Genomic DNA, 16,006 nt, shown 5'->3' on the forward strand with positions numbered 1-16,006 from the left:
TCAACTTCCCGAATTTTTATAAAAAAGTTTGATCTTACTTCCGTTGTCCACGGCTTCGATTTGAATCGTTACGACCTTTTTATTTTGGCTTTCCACCATAATCACGGTTTTCGTATCCGTAATCTCTTCCTGCAAAACCTTCCAATAGAGGGATTTAAAAATAGAATCGTAATATACTTCCATCTGCTTTTTTTTAAACGCGTGCGTAAACAGAAGAAAAGATTCCCTCGTCTCGAAGTAACCTCGTTCGGATTTGAGTTCGGTGGAATAGATCAGATCGGAACCCTCCGGAACGAATTCGATCGGAAGCGATCTTGGATTTCGAACCGGGTTGTTCTGTAACGTAAGTTTATTGTAACGATAAAGTTCCGTTTTTTTAGAACTTTCGGCTTCCGCAAATGCGGGCGCGTTAAAAACGGAAAACCAAAAAACTAAGATAAGGCAGGTTCTCCAAATGTTTAGGGAAGTCGGATGGAAAATTTTCTCTTTTTTCGCGAAAAGAAATTTTCCGGTCGAACGGTTCAAAGATGAAAAGAGATTAGGGTTCACTTTTTTTACTTGAACGCTACGCTGGATCACTGACAATTCTTTTATTCTAACTTCATGACTTTTCAGGAAACTCTGATCCAAATCCTCAGCCGCCTTTCCGAAACGGACCCGATCTTCCTCTGGCTCTTTTTCGCGTTTTCCAATTTTGCGGAAAACGTTTTTCCGCCTTGGCCCGGAGATACGATCACAGTGTTCGGGGGTTTTCTCGTGGCGAGAAATCTAAATTCATTCGGCTGGACCGAATTGATCACGAGCACCTTGGTGGGAAACGTATTCGGCGCCTGGATCATGTATCGTTTCGGACAAATTTTTCTGCATTGGGTCAAAGAAAAAGAATTTCCGTTTAAGGATTCTTTATACGATCCGGAATCCATCGAAAAGACCCTCTCTTGGTTTCGAAAGAATTCCATCTTGGTCGTTTTGTTCAGCCGGTTTTCGGCCGGGATTCGATTTTTTGTTTCGATCGTCGCGGGAATGGTAAAGATGAATCCGATTCTTTTTTTCGGATGTTTTAGCGCGGCCGTCGTTCTTTGGTGCGGAGTTTTAATCGTTTCCGGTTTTTATCTGGGTTCTCACTGGGAAAACGTTTTGGTTTTTTTAGAAATTTATAATAGAATCATCATTACTCTAGCGGTTATTGTTGCGATTTTGTTTTTTTGGCATCGAAGGCAAAAGGCCGTAAAACAAAATTCGTAACCTCCTTTGACAAACGATCAAAAAAATTCTTATGATCTTTTCCGTAAAACCTTAAACGAACGGGAAGAATCCTTTCTCAACAAATACGCGTTATGCGTTCTTTTATACGGATCTTAAATCTTAAGAAATTTCCTCCTTTTCCAGCGCTTTTTTGAGTCCTTCCAAAATCAGATCCTTTTCATCCTGATAATCTCCGGGAAGAGTCAGGTTTCGAATCCAATCCATCAAAGCCTGCGGATCGATCACGTGACCTTCCATCCATTCTCCCGCCATTTCGGCCACGATCCGAAATACAGCAGAAGTATCTAATATTCCATTATCTTGAAGTACTACCGCAAATCCCGGCGCTCCTTCCGTGAGAATGTAAGGATGAATCTCTTTTTGTTGGAAAGGATCGATTCCCGCCGGAAGTGCGCTTTGTACGTTCCAGTGCATTTCCTCCTCGTCGGGTCCGTGGGCCGTTTTATTAATGAGAACTAAAGAAACCGAATTTACGTCTCCGTGAATTTTACGGTTTTCCTCTCCGAGTTCTTGAATCGTTTTTGCGGCGTCTCTTGTGATCGCATCTCTTCCTAAAAAGTTTAGGTGATATAGATATTCTTCCAAATTTTGTCCGTGCATCTTACCGCAGAGAATGTATTGATAAAGAATGAAAATCAGATAATCGCTTTCGGTATTGTCCCCGATCAAAATTTCTTTTGCGTTTGTGGGAAGATACAATCTGTCCCGGAGTAAGATCGTAAGTTTGTAACTCATCTGATCAAACAAACTTTGAAACGAAGCCCCCGCAAATTTACGGATTCTTTCCACGGATCCCAAAATTCCATCCGTAATAAACTTAGCGGGATGAGTCACCGAATTCCAAAACTTTTCCACGATTCCTTTGATCGTTCCTTCCAGATATTTGAGATGTAAAGATTCGGTTACGATGGAATGACTTCGGATCGTGGTGAGCAACGTTCTTCTAAAAAAATGAGGACTTGCGGAGATAAAACAAAGCGGGGAGTCGTTCGTCGCCGTCCGAATCTCTCGATAAAGTGCGGGCATTCCCGGGAGCGGAAGTTTTTGTTGGGGTGTTTCGAATAACGTGGAAAGTTTTCCCTTATTGGAATGAATGTCCGTGGCGAGATACGTCTGGTCTATGTCCGAAGTTGTCACATAACCGTCGAAGTTTTCGGAAAGAATTCTGAGTTTTCCCTTTCCGATCAGAGTATGACCGGAAATTTCACTCTTTCCTTTTTGATTTAAGTAGGCGATGTCTTTTGTAAACTGTCTGTACGAATCCGGTTTTCGAAATTGAATTTGAAACGTATACTTGCCGGGCTGGAGAGGTTTCGTAAACTCATGAAAGAAAAATCCTCCGTCGTCACCTTTGATTTCCGGGGATTGATGTACCAAGTTATCGGATTCGTCCCAGATTTCTGCGACTAAGATCGGCTTTCGAACCGGTTCCAATCCGTAATCCAAAAACGGAGTGATCTCGTTTTCCTGACCTTCAAAAAGACCGTTCGTCAAATCCCAGCGGGAATCGTCCCTCATTTCCTCGGTGATTGCAACGTCCACAACCTGACCCCGAACGTAATAACGATTTTCACGTCCGAGAGTCCCGCCGCAGATCGCGATTCTTTTTTTATCCACTAACTTTGCCGCTTCCGTTTTGGATTCTGGTTGTTCGCTCAAGGTTTTAGAACCTGCCTATTTTTGATAGAATGGATGGATTGAAAATTGTACCGAATCGTTCGGAGAGTGAAAGCATAAAAAATGAAATTCTTTGTTTTCTGTACTCCCGAATGAAAAAACACTGGTACGAAGAAGAGAACCCGGATCGTATGAAAAAAAATTCCGTCAAATCTGGATATTCGGGAGCGAAAACGATTTATATCCGAAAGCTCAGGTTCGAAGAGGCCCAAGAGAAACTCGAAAGGGAAATTCAGGAAGCCTTTTTGGCCGGAGAAACTCTAGTCGAAATCATTCATGGAATCGGAGAAGGAATCCTCAAAAAATTAACGATGGATACGATCGGGTCCCACGATTTTTTAAAGGAAGTCGATTATTCCCGGTATGGAATTTCCAATCCGGGTTCCACCTTGGTGGAAGTATTAGGCCCGGATAAGAACACTCTCAAAAGGTATCTCAGATGACAGAAATAAAAACTTCGTTGGAAATTTTAGACGTAACACTGAGAGACGGAGAACAAACGAGAGGTGTCAGTTTTTCTACTTCCGAAAAACTGAATATTGCAAAATTCTTATTACAAAAACTCAATGTGGATCGGGTCGAGATCGCATCCGCGAGGGTTTCCAAGGGAGAATTTGAAACGGTCCAAAAAATCATAGAATGGGCCGAGACCGAAAAACTTACGGATCGAATCGAAATTCTCGGATTCGTGGACGGAAATAAAACCGTAAATTGGATCCGAGACAGCGGAGCCAAGGTTCTAAATCTTCTCACCAAAGGTTCTCTACATCACCTTGAAAAACAGCTAAACAAAACTCCGAAAGAATTTTTTACGGACGTTTCCTTTGTCATCGAATACGCGATCAAAAACGGACTTAAGATAAACGTATATCTCGAAGACTGGTCCAACGGATTTAGAAACAGCCCCGATTACGTTGCGGCCCTTGTGGAACATCTAAGCAAGGAACATATAGAAAGAATTTTCCTTCCGGACACGTTAGGCGTTCTTTCTCCCGAGGAAACGTTTCAAGGAGTGGACGACCTCGTTCAAAAATATCCGAATCTTCATTTTGAGTTTCACGGACATAACGACTACGATCTTTCCGTAGCAAACAGTTTACAAGCGATTCGTGCGGGAGTAAAGGGTTTACACGCTTCCATGAACGGGCTCGGAGAAAGAGCCGGAAACACTCCTTTGGAAGCGCTCGTCACGGCGATCCACGATAAGTCCGAAACAAAGACGAATGTAAACGAACTTTCGATTACGGAAGCGAGTCGCCTCGTGGAAGTGTTCAGCGGAAAAAGAATCTCCGCGAATAGACCGATCGTAGGCGAAGACGTGTTCACTCAAACCGCGGGTGTTCACGCGGACGGAGACAAAAAAGGAAATCTCTACGCGAATCCGATTTTGCCCGAACGTTTCGGTAGAAAAAGAAGTTATGCGCTCGGCAAACTTGCGGGCAAAGCGAGTATTTCCGAAAACGTAAAACAACTCGGGATGGTGTTAAGCGACTCGGTTCTTCAGAAAGTATTACAAAGGGTGATCGAACTCGGAGATCAGAATAAACTCGTAACTCCGGAAGACCTTCCGTTTATCATCGCGGACGTATCGGGAAGAACCGGTGAAAAAGTAATTACTATCAAATCTTGTAATATTCATTCCGGAATCGGAATTCGTCCCCACGCTCAGATCGAACTCGAATACCAGGGAAAGGTTCACAAAGAAATTTCCGAAGGAGACGGGGGTTACGATGCGTTTATGAACGCTCTTACAAAAATCACGAATCAACTCGGAATCGGCATTCCGAAACTCGTAGATTATGAGGTTCGGATTCCTCCGGGAGGAAAAACCGACGCTCTTGTGGAAACGATGATTACTTGGAATAAATCTCCGGACTTAGACGAAGATCTTACTTTCAAAACGATGGGAGTTCATCCGGATCAAACGATTGCAGCGGTACACGCGACCGAAAAGATGCTCAATCAGATTCTCCAACCATGGCAAACTTAAAACTTTTATTGGTGGGAATCGGAAATCCCGGCCAAAAGTATACACATAACCGGCATAACATCGGTTTTGTGATTTTAGATTCGTTTTTAAATTTTTCTTCCGGGGGACATTATCAGAGTAATTCTAAATATTCCCTCGCGAGGACCGACGAGGACGCGGTTACGATTTTTTATCTAAAACCCCTTGAGTTTATGAATCTTTCCGGAAAGGCCGTCGCCGAAATCGCAAAAAAAAACGGAATTCCTCCCGAGAACATTTTAGTCATTCACGACGAGATCGACTTTGAATTCGGAAAATTGAAACTCAAAGGCGGAGGCGGTCACGCCGGTCATAACGGACTCAGAAACATCGTGGAAAAACTAGGAACCAACACATTCTTTCGTTTGCGGTTCGGAGTCGGAAAACCTTCCATAACCTCGGAAGTTCCGGACTATGTACTTTCTAATTTTCTTCCGGAAGAAAGGGAAAAAATCCCGGAGTTAGTCAAAATATCCGTGCAAAAAATCTCCGATTGGATCCGAGAAAGAAAAAACGGATTTCGGAAACTCTCCGATACTCAGTAAGACGGGCGTTGACATTTTCGTAAAATTTGCGAAATGGCGGAAACGCGATCCGTGCAAAGAAGAATCTTTGACGTTTTGAAAATATATACGGAGATTTCCATTGGGCGACTATCCTTTCCAATTTCCCGAATTTACTTCCGAGTCGCTAAACAAAGCGGCTGAGAAATTCATAAACTACTTAAAAATCGAAAAGAATTATTCTCTGAATACGATCAACGCTTACAGTATCGATTTGAAATTCTTCTTCGAGTTTTGCGAAAAGGAACAACTGGATATTTTTCAGATCGAACCCGTGGACATTCGATCTTACTTTGCCTACCTCGCAAAACAACACGAACTCGACCGAAGGTCTCAAAGTAGAAAGTTATCCTCTCTCAGAACCTTTTACAAGGTTCTTCTCCGAGACGATCTGGTCTTATCCAATCCTGCGACTCAGATCAGTTTTCCGAAAGTCAGAAGGGACGTTCCTAAAAATTTCAGAATCATCGAAACCGAAGACATCCTGGAATTCGAAGCGGAAAAAAGTTCGGAAGTTTCCGAGATACGAGACAGGGCCATGATCGAAGTTTTATATTCTTCCGGTTTACGCGTATTCGAGCTCGTAAACGCAAAACTCGGCGCCCTTTCCAAGGATTTAACGATTCTTAAAGTTCTCGGAAAAGGACAAAAAGAAAGATTCGTATATTTGGGAAAAGAAGCCGTGGATTCTTTGCAAAAATATTTGGAATATAGAAACGGTTTTTTCCCGGACGAAGAGGAAATTTTTCTGAATCAAAAAGGAAAGAAACTGACGACTCGGGGCGTTCGTTATATTTTGAATGAAAGAAGAAAAAAAATGGGTTGGGAAAAAACGATTACACCCCATAAATTCAGACACACCTTTGCGACCGATCTCCTCGATGCGGGAGCCGAAATCAGGGCGGTGCAGGAATTGCTCGGACATTCTTCTCTTTCCACAACTCAGATCTATTTGAGCGTGAGTAAGGAAAAAATCAAAGAGGTTTATAGAAGGGCTCATCCACATGCCAGAAAATAAGATTCGTTCCACTACCATTCTTTGCGTACGAAAAAACGGAAAAGTAGCCATCGGAGGAGACGGTCAGGTTTCTATGGGAAACACCGTCATGAAAAACAGCGCGAGAAAGATCAGAAGACTCTACGACGGAAAAATTCTTTCCGGATTTGCGGGCTCCGCCGCAGACGCCTTCACTCTGTTCGAACTTTTCGAAAAGAAAGTTCAGGAATTTGGAGGAAGTCTTTCCAGAAGCGCGGTGGAACTCGCAAGAGACTGGCGAATGGATCGAATGCTTAGAAGACTCGAAGCTCTTTTGATCGTAGCCGACCAAGACGAATCTTTTTTGATTTCCGGAACCGGAGACGTGATTTCGCCGGACGAAGGTGTGATCGCGATCGGCTCCGGCGGTAATTATGCGTTAGCCGCCGCTAAAGCTCTCTACGATCATACGGATTTGTCCGCGAGAGAAATCGTAGAATCGTCCATGAAGATCGCGGCAAACATCTGTATCTACACGAACGATCATATCACCGTAGAAGAAATTCTTTAAAGATAAAAATATATGACAGATCACACCAAAGACCAGGACCTTATGCTGCCGATCGAAGAAGAACTAACTCCTCGGCAGATCGTCACAAAGTTAGACGAACATATCATCGGTCAGAAAAACGCGAAGAAAGCGGTTGCCGTCGCCCTTAGGAACAGGACCAGACGTAAAAAACTGGATCCGGAAATGAGGGAAGAAATTTATCCGAAAAACATCATCATGATCGGACCGACCGGCGTAGGAAAAACGGAAATTGCAAGAAGACTTTCCAAACTCTGCGGAGCTCCCTTTTTAAAAGTAGAGGCCACCAAATACACCGAAGTCGGTTACGTCGGAAGAGACGTGGAATCCATGATCCGAGATCTTGCGGTCATATCCATGAATCTTGTAAAACAGGAATTCAGAACGAGGGTGGAAGAAACCGCAAAACAAAAAGCGGAAGACGCGTTACTCGACATTCTGCTTCCGTTTCCGAGTGAAAACAAACATAACTCCGGACAAATTACAGGATTTGCAGCTTCTCCGCTTCCCGACGAGGAAGAAAGAAAAACTCATTTTCTTGAAACCAGAGAGTTTATGAGAAAGAAATTAAAAACCGGAAAGTTGGACGAGCAAGAAGTAGAACTCGATCTTCCGAATCCTAGTATGTCTCAGATTCCGATGCTTCAAGTTTTCGGAGCGGGGAACTTGGACGACCTCGACAGTCAGCTTCAAAATGTTTTGGGAGATATGATGCCCAAAAAAAATAAAAAACGCAAACTCAAAATCCCCGAAGCTCTCAAAGCTTTGGAAGAATCCGAAGCCGAAAAGCTTCTCGATCCGGATAAGGTGCAAAGGGAAGCCCTTCGAAGAGTGGAAGAAATGGGAATTATCTTCTTAGACGAAATCGATAAAATCGCCGGAAGAGAAGGGAAAAGCGGCGCCGACGTTTCCAGAGAAGGAGTTCAAAGAGATCTTCTTCCGATCGTGGAAGGGGCGACGGTCAACACAAAGATCGGTCCCGTAAAAACGGATCACATTCTTTTTATCGCGGCGGGGGCGTTTCACATGACAAAACCTTCCGATCTCATTCCGGAGTTGCAGGGAAGATTTCCGATTCGCGTGGAACTCGAAAAACTTTCAAGGCAAGACTTTGAAAAGATTCTCACCGCGCCTCGTTCTTCTCTTACAAGACAGTACGAAGCCTTGCTTTCCACGGATGGAATTCAATTGGAATTCACCACGGATGGCATTCAAGAAATTGCAAGAATTGCATACGATATGAACGAGAAACACGAGAATATCGGCGCCAGAAGACTCAACACGATCCTGGAACGTTTACTTGAAGAAGTAAGTTTTGAAGGTCCTGATCTTCCTGAAAGTCAAAGAAAGGTAAAGATCGACGGAAAATACGTTTTGGACCGATTACAGGATGTGATTCAAGACAAGGATCTGAGCCAATATATTCTTTAAACGAACGATCTTAAATTCAGATTTTAAGGTCTTTTGATACAGAGAGTTCACAAAAAATACGTAATTAACGTGAGTTCGACGGCCGCAACATATAATCGCTTTCGCATTTGTTATACCAACTCGCGTTAAAAAATAGTTTCCATTTCCTTAAATTAGGAATCTGAATGTTTTCGAATCGTTTCTTTTGGATTCCACTTTCTCTTGGTTCTAAGATTTGATTTGACTCGTCTTTGAAAAAAAGAATTCTATGGCGTTATGTTTTTTACAATCGAATCGTTCTTTAGGACGATAAAAACAAGTATCATTCAAAATCCGATCTCGATTCTAATTCGTTCTTTGAGATTTGGAAATATTTTCCCGCAGATTCAAAAAAGATCCGAAGGTTTTCGTTTATACTTCGATTTTAAACGATTCAATAAAGATGCGAAATCCTTTCAGACTCGAATTCATCGATTCGAGAGATTCGAAAATTATAATCCAAAGAAAAAACTTCCATTTCTTTGGAAAAAAATTTCCATTTGTATCCTTTTATCGAGCGTTTTGATTTTTACAAACGGTTGCGAATGGATTCAAAAAACCCTCGTGGAAGTTTTAGGAGCGCCTGACAAGTATAAAGTGGAAGGAAATTCTAGTCTTTTACAACCGATTTATTCCGGGAAAGACGCGGCCAAAGAAAGAATTTCGATTTCACTTGAAGAAGTTTCTTCAGGGTTTCATCAACCGACCGATATTCAGTTTCCACCGGGTGAAACGGAAACTTTTTTAATTACAGAACAAAAAGGCGCGCTTCGTTGGGGAAAAGTCCGTAAAAACGAAAATGGAACATTATTGACTTTGAATGTTCTTTCCGAGTCCGAACAAGGTCTGCTCGGTCTTGCGTTCCATCCCGATTTTCCAAAAAACGGAAAACTCTACCTCAATTACGTTCTAAAGGTAAACGGAAAGGATACGAGTCGAGTGAGCGAATGGATCGCTTCTTCTCCAAAAGATTTGGCAAATTCTAAAATAATCTCCGAAAGGATTATTATGGAAGTGGTTCAGCCGTATCCGAATCACAACGCGGGTCAACTTGCGTTCGGGCATGACGGATTTTTATACGTAGGTTGGGGGGACGGAGGTTGGAAGGATGATCCTAAGAAAAACGGGCAAAATCCGAAAACACTTTTAGGAAGTATGCTCCGTATCGACGTAAATTCTTCGGAAAACGGAAAACCGTATAAAATACCCGCGGACAACCCCTTTATCAACGACGTTTGTTGCGCGCCCGAAACCTTCGCTTTCGGTTTTAGAAATCCTTGGAGGTACGGCTTTGATCCAAAAGGAAGATTGATCGTCGCCGATGTAGGACAGGATCTTTGGGAAGAAATCAACATCGTAGAACGCGGAAAAAATTACGGATGGAATATTAAAGAAGCTTCACATTGTTTTGAACCGAAACGGAGTTGTAAGGAGGAAGGTTTAACCGATCCGATTTACGAGTACGGTCGCGAGGAAGGACAGTCGATTACGGGCGGTTACGTATATTCTAATAAAGCAATATCGGATTTGGACGGAAAATACGTTTTCGCCGACTTTGTTTCGGGTAGAATCTGGGCCTTAGAACTTCCCGATCAGATCGGACAACCCGCGAAAAAAGTTTATAGTCTCGGAAAATGGCCCGTTCTAATTTCTTCTTTTGGAAAAGATGCGGCGGGAAAGATTTACTTGAGCGACTTCGGTAGCGGCAAAATTTATCGAATCGATCGTTCTAAGGAGTAAAAAAAAAGGACCAAGAGAAATTCCGAACACAAAGAACCAAGCTGATGTCTAAAAACTTCTTTCCCTTAACCAATGATTTGATGTTTAAGATTTTGTTCGTAAAGGAACCGGAATTACTGATTTCGATTTTAAATAGTGTTCTATTTCCGGACAGGGAACATACGATTCGAAATATAAAAATTCTGAATCCGGAACTTGTAGGTTCTTCTCCAAACGACAAACGTTCGTATTTAGATATACGGGCGCAGGACGAAGACGGAAAGATATTTCACGTAGAAATCCAAGTAGCTCATCAGAGTTCATTCATTAAAAGAAGTATGTATTATCTTTCCGGATTGATTCGGGACCAGTTAAACCGAGGTTCTATGTATTCTGATTTGAAGCCGGTGTATCAGATAAATATAGTTGACTTTGACCTAATTCCTTCGGAGAATTTTCATAGCAAGTTTAAGTTTCGAGAAGAGTCAAATCCAGATATAATCTTAACGGATGATGTGGAGATTCATTTTTTAGAACTGGGTAAGTTCGTAAAAAATGACGTAAGGGATTTAAAGAATAATTTAGAAATCTGGCTGTATGTGTTAAAGCATACTTCTGAGTTGGAGGAAGAAGAAATGAAAATCTTAGTGGATAAAACTCCGGATTTAAGTAAGGCGTTTACAATTTTAGAACAATATTCGAATGATCCTCAGAAACGGAATGAGTTGGAAGCAAAGTTAAAATCCGATCGTGACTATGCTTATGACTTAGCGGCTCGTTTCGAGGCCGGTGAACTTCAGGGGGTTGAAAAAGGTATTGAAAAAGAAAAGTTTGAATCGGCCCGGAGGATGTTGGAAGAAGGTTTGAGGTTAGATGTAGTTCTTAGAATCACAGGTTTGAGTGAAAAAGATCTAAAGGATCTGATATAATGTGTATAATATAACCAAGAAAATAGATCAGACTTCAGTAAAAGTGTTCATCACGAATAAAGTTTTTACTTTAAAAAGAATTTTCTCGCTTCTTCAAACCTGTGTTCTCATTTTTTAATTCACAAAATTTAAGAGTATTTTTAATGAAATAAATAATCTTAAAAGTCAGCGCTTGTAAAGTGTAAAGAGTCAAAAAAAGAATGGGAAATAGATTTCAGAAAACTCTTAAAATTCCATCTTCAAACCGGCGATCGGATATTTCATGTAAACGGTAGTCGTTCTTGCACCGGAGGTGATCGTGAGCAAATCAAGAGGGTTCAGGCCGATGGAATAAAAACCTTCATCAATCATCGCAATTCCGAAACCCGCGCTTTCTTTCTCGTTTAAAAATTCGGGACGAAAAAAATCCGCGGAATTCCCGCGATCAAAGAGTTCTTTGTGTTTAAGTCTGGATTCTTGAATCCTCTGGAAATCCAAATGATGAATGGGAGAATCGTTACGAATCCGAAAACTCAATTCTTCGGAAGTAATACGAATTTTCAGAGAAATATTCATATTGTATTTTTTGATTTTTGCTCGAACGTCGGTGAGAAACGCTTTTTCACTTTCCGTAAGAACCTTCTTTTTTGTACGAATCTTATCTTCCAGAAAAAGAACGCTTTGCACTTGTTTTTTTACTTTCTCAGGAACGATGTAACGATGCATTGCGTCTCTAAGAAGAGAAGTTTCCATGATGATTTCCAAAAGTTCTTCCGCGTCTTGGGAATTGGATTCTCCCTGTTCTAACTTTTTAAGAAGTTCGTCCCTGAAAATTATATGGCGAATGTTTGCCTTGATTGCATTGAGAAGGGCTTCCATAAGTCCGCTAAAAAGATGAAACCCCGCTAATGGGTTGGCTCCGATCTCCGATAAAATCCCGTTTACTAATTCGGACAAGATGTCTCGAGTGGGTTTCGTCAGACCTTTGAGTTCAAGGTGAAAGAATTTTTTTTTCTTAAGAGCTTCGATATTTTTCAAAATCTCGCTGCCTTTAAGCGCCGTTTTCTGGTTTGCCATATATCCCCACCGAGTTTTTTAGGTATCATTGATGCACAAAGTCTTTTACGCAAGTTTGTTTTAAATTATGAAACCAAAATCCGACATTTTTGAATTGATCACACCGGATCTCGGAGATACCGACAAGATCGAACTCGTCTATTGGAATTCGAAGTTAGGTGATTCGGTGGAACCCGGTCAGGAAGTTTTAGAACTCGTTACCGATAAGGCTTGTTTCCCCATGGAGTCTCCCGTGAAAGGAAAGCTAACGCAAATTATAAAAGAGAAAGGATCGATCGTTCGCAAAGGGGATGTGTTGGGAATCTTAGAACTTTTCGAATCCGAATGAAAATCCTTCACCTTTCAGACTTACACTTTCCGACTTCGGTCCCATTCTTTCAACTGAAGGGAAAGATGTTGGTAGGATATTTAAATTATAATCTTAGAAGAAGGAAAAAATATCCTAAGAAAGTTTGGGACTCGATCTTAAATTTCATCCTTGAGACGAATCCGGATGCGATCGTCGTGTCGGGAGATATCACCAACGTATCTCACGAAGAGGAATTCAAAACAGCCGAAAAAATATTAAGCGAACTCCCCAGGAAGAAGGTTTTTTATATTCCTGGAAACCACGATCGTTACATGAGACAGTCCGTGGGAGAAAACGCCTTTTACGAAAAATATTTCTCCGAGCTTTCGGGCGAATCGATTTCGCATAACGCACACTATATTCGCATTAAAAAAATCGGCGGTTTGCACTTCGTAGGCTGGGATTCCAATAACCCCCTTTCGATTCTGAACGCTTACGGAAGGATTCAACCGGAAGTTGTCTTACAGACGAAAAGATTTCTTTCCGAAAAAAAAATCCGAAACTACGTTCTCGTGTGCCATCATCCGATTTGGAACCCGGTCGATAGACAAGAAACCGTACATCATAAATTGCTAAATCGGGAAGAAATCGCCTCCTTATTGAAGGAACGTCCTCCGCTCGTTTATCTACACGGTCACGTCCATACGAACTGGGTAAAATTTCCCGGAAGCGAATTGCCTTATTACGTCGTGAATTCCGCCTCCAGCACGCGCCTTCCGGACAAGAGGCACGAAAGCGGATTTCATCTTTTGGAAATTCAAAAACAGAATGTAAAAATTCAAAGGTATACTTACAATATAGAAAGGTCTAAGTTTACGGAAGCGCCCCTGGTTTCCTATTCGGAAAAGGAATAGAATGTCAACAATCGAAGCGGTTAAAATTCAAAGAGAATTGATCAAGATCAAACATCCAGAACTTAAGAAGGACATCGTATCCCTCGGTATGGTCGGTTCTCTCGATATCCAAGAAGGGGAAACGAATATTCTCCTCAAAACTCCGAACCAGGATAGAAGGATTCAGATCGGTCTTGAAGCACAGATCCGTCAGGCTCTCACCAAACTGGATGGAATCGGAAAGGTGAAGATTAAATTCGAAGTGGACCCCAAACTCATTCTCGATGATTCCAATAAAATTCCGGGGGTCAAGAATGTGATTGCGATCGGTTCCGGAAAAGGCGGGGTCGGTAAGTCGACCGTCACGGTCAATCTCGCGGCAATTGCGGCCTCGCTCGGTTACAAGGCCGGGATTTTAGACGCGGACATTTACGGCCCTTCCGTCGGAAAGATGTTCGGAATCAACGGAAGAGTGGCGTTAAGAGCCGAAGAAGATAAAATTTATCCTCTGGAAAAAGACGGACTTAAACTCATTTCGTTTTCCTTTTTAATCGATGAAAAGCAACCCGTTGTTTGGAGAGGTCCGATGCTTGGAAAAGCGATCGAACAATTTTTATACGATATCGTTTGGGATGAACTCGACTATCTTTTCATCGATCTTCCGCCGGGCACCGGAGACGTTCAACTTTCACTCGCGCAGCTGATCGATTTAAACGGAGCCGTGATCGTAACCACGCCGCAATCGGTCGCGCTTCTAGACGCAACCAGAGCCTCAGCCATGTTCTCTCAAGTAAAGGTTCCGATTCTCGGAATCGTTGAAAACATGAGTGAGTTCATTTGTCCAAAGTGCGGACATGCTTCTGCCATATTCAGTAAGGGTGGAGGTAGGAAGTTGGCCGAATCCTCCGAAGCGCGTTTTCTCGGTGGCATTCCTCTTACGACGGACATCATGAACGCAGGAGAAGACGGTAAACCTTCCGTGCTTAAGGATAAAGAGGGTCCCGTGTATCAGGCTTACAAAACCATATTCGATAACTTAAATGAAGAAATAAAAAAGTGGGAATAATATCCGCTTTGGAGTCTGTTGTAGATAGAGAGAAGGGAGGTGGACCTTGAAGTTTGAAAAGGGATCCGAAAAAAACCCAACCGGAAATTTGATCGTATATTGCAACGTCTTTGGCGAAAACCCTCTCAGCCCAGGTGGAAAGATAATCGCGTCTAACGTGGTGGTGAGTTTTCTAAAAATCGGAGAAAATTTTCCGGTCGTAACATTTCCTCCCGTGTCGTTGGAAAGTTATGAAGAATTGAAGAAGGTAATCTCGGAAAATATAGAAAAATACGACGTGATTAAAATCCGCGACTTCGAGATGCCCGCTTCTAAAGAAGCATCCAATGATTACATCCAGGAAAGAATGGATCAGTTCAACAGCGTTGTGATCAAATACGTTGAAATCTGTAAAAATCGGGAAGTAGGCGGGGGACAGGTTAATTTTCCGGAGGAAGAAAGCGGTGTCAGAGAATATCTGGACGCGCTTGCAAATCTTTCTCTGAAAATCAGGAGATCCACGGGAATCGCGAGGGAAGCGTCCCTAATCAAAATGGATCAACTGGTGGAAAATTTTTCGACCAAACATCCAGAATTCGATTTGGACAATTTTAAAAAGGCTCTTGCCTTACCGGGACAAACCGGAGAAGAGTTGATCGGACTTTATCTTCAGAAATTCAATGCGATTTCGAAAGAGAACTACGAAGACGCATCGACTCTCAAGAAAAAGATTCACGACATAGAGTACTTCGCTTAACAAAAACGATTTCTTATTCTTCGAAATTACGGGGATTCCATCTAGGGTATAGATTCAATTCCATACCCAAAAGCCTGAAAACTCTTTCACTCATAAAATCGCCCAAGTCTTCCAGTGTTTTAGGAATCTGATAAAATCCGGGGGAAGCGGGAAGAATCGTCGCGCCGGCATCGTGAAGTTCCAACATATTTTTGAGATGAATCCGATTGTAAGGGGCTTCTCTTGGAACGAGCACAAGCGTCCTTCTTTCTTTCAACGTTACGTCGGCGGCTCTTTCGATTAGGTTTTCCGTCAAACCCGCGTTAATCGAGGCGATCGTTTTCATGGAACAAGGGAGAATCACCATCGCTTTCCAAGGATTGGAACCCGAGGCAATGTCCGCTCCTATATCCGCAAAATTTCGGATTTCGAATTTGTGGCGAGTATTTACAATCTCGTATTTGGAAACGATAAAGTCCAAAAGTTCCTTTGGAGAAGAAACCTTACATTCCATTTCCTCTCTGAAAACTCGAAGTGACGCCGGACTGCAGATGAAAAACGTAATTCCTTCGGTCGTAAAAAGCGCTTTAATAAATCTTTCCGCGTAAATGGAACCGCTGGCTCCCGCCATGCCTAAAACTAGTTTCATTTTTATCTCCGGAAAATTTATGAAAGCGAATCGTAAACGTTTCGATTTTCAAATCGGTTATTTTCGTAAATCGTCAATTCGACCGATTTTATATCTTTGGAACTTGAATTTCGTGCGAACGCGAAATTAAGGCAAATGTTTTTTATTCGGAAACGATTTCTC

The 16,006-nt window shown here is 42.1% G+C and carries 17 protein-coding genes; 13 read left to right on the top strand and 4 right to left on the bottom strand.

What is annotated here, in order from left to right; all coding sequences use genetic code 11:
- Window positions 1-615: a hypothetical protein gene (locus LEP1GSC194_RS08075; RefSeq protein WP_051185255.1), complete on the bottom strand. Its 615-nt coding sequence runs from the start codon at window positions 613-615 to the stop codon at window positions 1-3.
- On the opposite strand from LEP1GSC194_RS08075, the gene LEP1GSC194_RS08080 reads away from it, so the two are divergent.
- Complete coding sequence (locus tag LEP1GSC194_RS08080) at window positions 604-1,245, top strand: DedA family protein (protein WP_020773164.1); 642 nt, start codon at window positions 604-606, stop codon at window positions 1,243-1,245. The genes LEP1GSC194_RS08075 and LEP1GSC194_RS08080 overlap by 12 nt on opposite strands.
- Window positions 1,246-1,365: 120 nt before the next feature.
- Here the strand turns inward: LEP1GSC194_RS08080 and LEP1GSC194_RS08085 are convergent, their stop codons facing one another.
- Window positions 1,366-2,925 (bottom strand): phosphatase domain-containing protein, encoded by a 1,560-nt coding sequence (locus LEP1GSC194_RS08085; protein WP_020773110.1) that lies wholly within the window; start codon window positions 2,923-2,925, stop codon window positions 1,366-1,368.
- 149 nt (window positions 2,926-3,074) lie between these two features.
- Here LEP1GSC194_RS08085 and LEP1GSC194_RS08090 point away from each other — a divergent pair, with 149 nt between their 5' ends.
- The 8 genes from LEP1GSC194_RS08090 (at window position 3,075) to LEP1GSC194_RS08125 (ending at window position 11,176) form a co-directional block, all read left to right on the top strand.
- A complete protein-coding gene (locus LEP1GSC194_RS08090) occupies window positions 3,075-3,386 on the top strand; it encodes a Smr/MutS family protein (RefSeq protein ID WP_036041796.1) in 312 nt (103 codons plus the stop codon).
- Window positions 3,383-4,933: a (R)-citramalate synthase CimA gene (cimA, locus tag LEP1GSC194_RS08095; RefSeq protein WP_020773091.1), complete on the top strand. Its 1,551-nt coding sequence runs from the start codon at window positions 3,383-3,385 to the stop codon at window positions 4,931-4,933. Before LEP1GSC194_RS08090 ends, cimA begins: the two co-directional genes overlap by 4 nt.
- A complete protein-coding gene (pth, locus tag LEP1GSC194_RS08100; RefSeq protein ID WP_020773117.1) occupies window positions 4,921-5,496 on the top strand; it encodes an aminoacyl-tRNA hydrolase in 576 nt (191 codons plus the stop codon). Before cimA ends, pth begins: the two co-directional genes overlap by 13 nt.
- An 85-nt stretch (window positions 5,497-5,581) precedes the next feature.
- A complete protein-coding gene (gene xerA, locus LEP1GSC194_RS08105) occupies window positions 5,582-6,532 on the top strand; it encodes a site-specific tyrosine recombinase/integron integrase (RefSeq protein WP_173644580.1) in 951 nt (316 codons plus the stop codon).
- A complete protein-coding gene (hslV, locus tag LEP1GSC194_RS08110; RefSeq protein WP_017809456.1) occupies window positions 6,519-7,061 on the top strand; it encodes an ATP-dependent protease subunit HslV in 543 nt (180 codons plus the stop codon). Before xerA ends, hslV begins: the two co-directional genes overlap by 14 nt.
- Before the next feature lie 12 nt (window positions 7,062-7,073).
- A complete protein-coding gene (gene hslU, locus LEP1GSC194_RS08115) occupies window positions 7,074-8,510 on the top strand; it encodes an ATP-dependent protease ATPase subunit HslU (protein WP_036041785.1) in 1,437 nt (478 codons plus the stop codon).
- A 255-nt stretch (window positions 8,511-8,765) separates the two neighbouring features.
- Entirely contained in the window at window positions 8,766-10,268 is a 1,503-nt protein-coding gene (locus LEP1GSC194_RS08120) for a PQQ-dependent sugar dehydrogenase (protein ID WP_020773157.1), read from the top strand.
- A 44-nt stretch (window positions 10,269-10,312) separates the two neighbouring features.
- Window positions 10,313-11,176 (top strand): Rpn family recombination-promoting nuclease/putative transposase, encoded by an 864-nt coding sequence (locus tag LEP1GSC194_RS08125; protein WP_020773155.1) that lies wholly within the window; start codon window positions 10,313-10,315, stop codon window positions 11,174-11,176.
- 225 nt (window positions 11,177-11,401) lie between these two features.
- Here the strand turns inward: LEP1GSC194_RS08125 and LEP1GSC194_RS08130 are convergent, their stop codons facing one another.
- Entirely contained in the window at window positions 11,402-12,232 is an 831-nt protein-coding gene (locus LEP1GSC194_RS08130; RefSeq protein WP_020773112.1) for a hypothetical protein, read from the bottom strand.
- A gap of 67 nt (window positions 12,233-12,299) precedes the next feature.
- Here LEP1GSC194_RS08130 and LEP1GSC194_RS08135 point away from each other — a divergent pair, with 67 nt between their 5' ends.
- The 4 genes from LEP1GSC194_RS08135 to LEP1GSC194_RS08150 are packed head-to-tail and all read left to right on the top strand — an operon-like array spanning window position 12,300 to window position 15,216.
- On the top strand, window positions 12,300-12,560 hold the full coding sequence (locus LEP1GSC194_RS08135) for a lipoyl domain-containing protein (RefSeq protein WP_020773114.1): 261 nt from the start codon (window positions 12,300-12,302) through the stop codon (window positions 12,558-12,560).
- Window positions 12,557-13,435, top strand: a complete 879-nt coding sequence (locus LEP1GSC194_RS08140; protein ID WP_020773138.1) for a metallophosphoesterase family protein — start codon at window positions 12,557-12,559, stop codon at window positions 13,433-13,435. Before LEP1GSC194_RS08135 ends, LEP1GSC194_RS08140 begins: the two co-directional genes overlap by 4 nt.
- Window position 13,436: 1 nt before the next feature.
- A complete protein-coding gene (locus LEP1GSC194_RS08145; RefSeq protein WP_020773140.1) occupies window positions 13,437-14,480 on the top strand; it encodes an Mrp/NBP35 family ATP-binding protein in 1,044 nt (347 codons plus the stop codon).
- A 46-nt stretch (window positions 14,481-14,526) separates the two neighbouring features.
- On the top strand, window positions 14,527-15,216 hold the full coding sequence (locus LEP1GSC194_RS08150; protein ID WP_020773156.1) for a hypothetical protein: 690 nt from the start codon (window positions 14,527-14,529) through the stop codon (window positions 15,214-15,216).
- A gap of 13 nt (window positions 15,217-15,229) precedes the next feature.
- Here the strand turns inward: LEP1GSC194_RS08150 and LEP1GSC194_RS08155 are convergent, their stop codons facing one another.
- Window positions 15,230-15,844, bottom strand: a complete 615-nt coding sequence (locus tag LEP1GSC194_RS08155) for a UbiX family flavin prenyltransferase (protein ID WP_020773093.1) — start codon at window positions 15,842-15,844, stop codon at window positions 15,230-15,232.
- Window positions 15,845-16,006 lie beyond the last annotated feature (162 nt).

The sequence above is a fragment of the Leptospira alstonii serovar Sichuan str. 79601 genome (assembly GCF_000347175.1).
GTDB classification, from domain to species: domain Bacteria; phylum Spirochaetota; class Leptospiria; order Leptospirales; family Leptospiraceae; genus Leptospira; species Leptospira alstonii.